This window comes from Enterococcus sp. S53 (assembly GCF_016516865.1).
GTDB classification, from domain to species: domain Bacteria; phylum Bacillota; class Bacilli; order Lactobacillales; family Enterococcaceae; genus Enterococcus_D; species Enterococcus_D innesii.
In genome coordinates this window covers 1-3,355 of record NZ_JACVUH010000039.1, presented here as the reverse complement: position 1 = coordinate 3,355, position 3,355 = coordinate 1, and the positions used below count along the sequence as shown (strand labels likewise).

5 protein-coding genes are annotated in these 3,355 nt (G+C 37.8%); 4 read left to right on the top strand and 1 reads right to left on the bottom strand.

Annotation, left to right across the window (positions count from 1 at the left end; translation table 11 throughout):
- Positions 1-1,549: terminase TerL endonuclease subunit (locus IAE45_RS18365; protein WP_200143159.1), on the top strand; the 1,549-nt coding region annotated here is incomplete at its 5' end.
- 33 nt (positions 1,550-1,582) lie between these two features.
- Here the strand turns inward: IAE45_RS18365 and IAE45_RS18360 are convergent.
- On the bottom strand, positions 1,583-1,750 hold the full coding sequence (locus IAE45_RS18360) for a YjzC family protein (RefSeq protein WP_200127845.1): 168 nt from the start codon (positions 1,748-1,750) through the stop codon (positions 1,583-1,585).
- A 329-nt stretch (positions 1,751-2,079) separates the two neighbouring features.
- Here IAE45_RS18360 and IAE45_RS18355 point away from each other — a divergent pair, with 329 nt between their 5' ends.
- The 3 genes from IAE45_RS18355 to IAE45_RS18345 all read left to right on the top strand — a co-directional run.
- Positions 2,080-2,253: a hypothetical protein gene (locus tag IAE45_RS18355; protein ID WP_200127847.1), complete on the top strand. Its 174-nt coding sequence runs from the start codon at positions 2,080-2,082 to the stop codon at positions 2,251-2,253.
- Between the two features lie 37 nt (positions 2,254-2,290).
- Entirely contained in the window at positions 2,291-2,548 is a 258-nt protein-coding gene (locus tag IAE45_RS18350) for a DUF6275 family protein (RefSeq protein WP_200127849.1), read from the top strand.
- A gap of 45 nt (positions 2,549-2,593) precedes the next feature.
- Positions 2,594-3,355: phage portal protein (locus IAE45_RS18345; RefSeq protein ID WP_200127851.1), on the top strand; the 762-nt coding region annotated here is incomplete at its 3' end.

Sequence of the window (3,355 nt, the reverse complement as noted above, 5' to 3'; positions counted from 1 at the left end):
TGATGTGATGATTGATAAGTGCATTGCTTATGGTGAGAAATGGTATTTCCCGATGCAGCCATTCCAGAAGTTCTTAATCGCATTTATCTTTTTTTATTTTAAAAAGAATGACCGGAATGTTTACCGCAAGTTCCTTTGGATGTTTGGTCGCGGCGGTGGTAAAAACGGATTGTTATCAGTCGTGCTGAATTTCCTTCAGACTGAAATGCACGGCATCATGGACTACAACGTTTCGATCGTTGCCAATAGTGAGGATCAAGCGAAAACATCATTCGAAGAGATATACAATACAATCAAACGGAATAAGACTTTACAAAAAGCTTTTGAATATGGCAAGTCTGTGATCACCAGCAAAAAGACTGGAAGTAAAATAAAATTCCGTACTAGTAATGGCGATACAAAAGATGGATTACGTGATGGAGCAGTAGCTTTTGATGAAATCCATCGATACGAATCGAACAAAGATGTAAAAGTCCATATTAGTGGGCTTGGTAAACGCCCGAACCCGAGGGAGTTTTATGTGGGTACTGACGGTTATGTTCGTGAGGGATTCTTGGATAATATGAAAGAAAAAGCGAAAAGAGTGTTGAGCGGTTCAGTCCGTTTCAATGCTCTTTTTCCTTTCATCTGCAAACTTGATTCAGAAGACCAGGTCAATGATCCTGATAATTGGGAGTTGGCAAATCCTATGTTTCATCATCCGCTATCTGAGTATGCGGACAATCTCTACGAAACTGTTATGGAAGAATACGAGGATTTGGAAGACGATCCAAGCAACCGAGAAGAGTTCATGACTAAACGTATGAATTTACCTGTCACAGACTTAGAACGATCGGTGGCTAGTCGTGAAGAGATTCTGGCAACAAACAGACCATTCCCAACAAACCTAATCGGCAAACGAGCCATTGGCGGTTTAGACTATGCCAGTCTGCGTGATTTCGCCGCTTGTGGGCTTTTGTTTCGTGATGGGGATGATTATGTATTCAAGACCCATTCGTTCGTTAGAAAGCAATTTGTGGACATTTACTACGGGTATTCACGTAAGGCTTCTGAAACTACAAAAGAAAAATTTGCACCAATTAGGGAATGGGAAGAAAAAGGGTTGCTGACGGTCATAGATGGGCCCACAATCGATCCTAAAACAGTTGTCGGCTGGTTTGTTGAACAACGTGAAAAATACGGCATAACGAAAATAGTAGCCGATAATTTCCGGATGGATTTATTGCGACCATTGTTTTTGGAGGAAGGATTTGAAATCGAAGTTATCAGAAATCCAACAGCTGCAGATAATCTGTTAGCACCTAGAATTGAAGATGCTTTCGCCAATAATCACATTATCTTTGGTGATAATCCATTGATGCGCTGGTACACAAACAATGTATTAGTAAAAACGAATGGCGACGGCAACAAATCATACAAGAAAAAAGAAGAAGTTCGGCGGAAGACAGACGGTTTCAAGGCATTTGAATACTGCTTATGGCGTGCTGATGAAATCATTGACTACGACTACGATGATGCCTTTGACATGTTGGATGAAATTGAATTTTAAAAAAGAGCTAGGATAGGCCCTAGCTCTAATTAATTACTTTTTAGTCCATTTATTACCGGGCTTTTGTGTTGGGGGTAATCTATCACCAGAGTCGATTTTAACTTCTCTTGGTTTTGAAACTTCGCCACCTCTGGGACCCACTTCTTTATATTTACCAGGTCTTTGATTATCAGTGCCGGGCGGTATTAATCTGTCTGCCATAGTAAGTATCCTCCTTGTTTTATTTCAGTTTAAAGCGACTGATAACTTATTATATCAACTTTGGTAATGCTTACAATTTAATTTTTAGAAAGCGAGTGATAATTATGTATAAACCACAATATCTAAACGTTGAGCGAAAAACAAAAAACGTAATGGCTGGTAACACAGTTTATTTCACTAAAGTAACTACAACGCCTTTGGGTTATAAGAAGAAACCACCTGAACAGGTCCAAAATAAATCAGGTAGGCGATTTGCCGGAAAGTGAAGGTGATCCATATATCTCGCATTTATGCGTTAAATAAAAACAATTAACAAAGGAGTGGTTGTTGTGGGAGAAGAAAAGAATCATGGAAATGTGACAATTAATTTGAAAATAAAGAAAACTATCTATTTGAAAATCTTGCAAATTAAAATTTTTAGTTTCTTTAGCAAGAAAAAAGCAGAAGAAATGTATAACAATTTGGATGGCAATGACTTTGTCAAATTAAAGTCAATCGTATAAGTACCATCTACTAAAAAATATGGAGAGTGTGAATTTTATGGATGAGAAAGCATTTATTGAAAGATGTCGAGAATTGGTTGAAGAATATGCAATCATACATCTGGACAAAAGTGATCAAGAAGTAGTTTTTGACGTATTTGTAGTATGGCAAGTTAAGGTGCTGCAAAATAATAAAGCTTTACTAAGCACCACTATTTCTGACGGGATGTACTATGAAATTACCTACAACGGTGACAAAGATGAACTTTATTTTGATGCATATAAGAAATTCGAAAATAAATGTATTCCGTTTTAAAAATTGCTCAAAACATCTTGCCCGATTGAAAGGTGGTGAAAATATGTGAGTTTATTTGATGTCTTTAAGCAGTCCATACGTAATGAAGAACCTTCAGACTGGATTCCTGACCTCGTCTATGGTGACGATGAGTCCGCTCGATCATATCTTAAAATCATGGCTAAGAACACAGTGCTAGATTTTGTCGCAAGGACAATGTCCACACTCGAAGTGAAGTTCAAAAACAAAGATGGTACTGCTGACTGGGAATACATTTTGAATGTTCGACCAAACAATGATATGTCGGCTGCAACGTTCTGGGAAAAGTTTTTCTACCGACTTATGGACGACAACGAAGTGCTGGTTATTTTTACTGAAGATAACCAATTGCTGATAGCTGATGATTTTTCTCGTACGGAATATGCTGTTTATGATGATGTGTTCACAGGCGTAACAGTGAAGAACTATGTATTTCAAAAAAGCTTCAATATGTCAGATGTGATCTACATTGAATACAACAATGATAAACTTGATCGTTTTACAAAGGGCTTGTTCGAGGATTATTCCGAGTTATTTGGGCGAATCATTGAAATTGCAATGCGAAACAACCAAATTCGTGGATCTGTGTCCATCGATTCGACCGGAAGTATTAACGAGGAAAAAGGAAAAGACGGCAAGACACGAAGTCAAAGATTACAAGAGTATATTGACAAGGTCTACAATGCATTCAAAACAAAATCCGTAGCAATTGTAGCAAAGATCAAAGGATTTGAGTACGAGGAATACACCAATAAACAAGGGGTTTCCAATCAATCACTGGATGAGCTA

Bases quoted from the DNA above. Each gene is read 5' to 3' on its own strand.
- IAE45_RS18360 (WP_200127845.1), bottom strand. From the start codon at position 1,750: ATGGCAGACAGATTAATACCGCCCGGCACTGATAATCAAAGACCTGGT.
- IAE45_RS18350 (WP_200127849.1), top strand. From the start codon at position 2,291: ATGGATGAGAAAGCATTTATTGAAAGATGTCGAGAATTGGTTGAAGAA.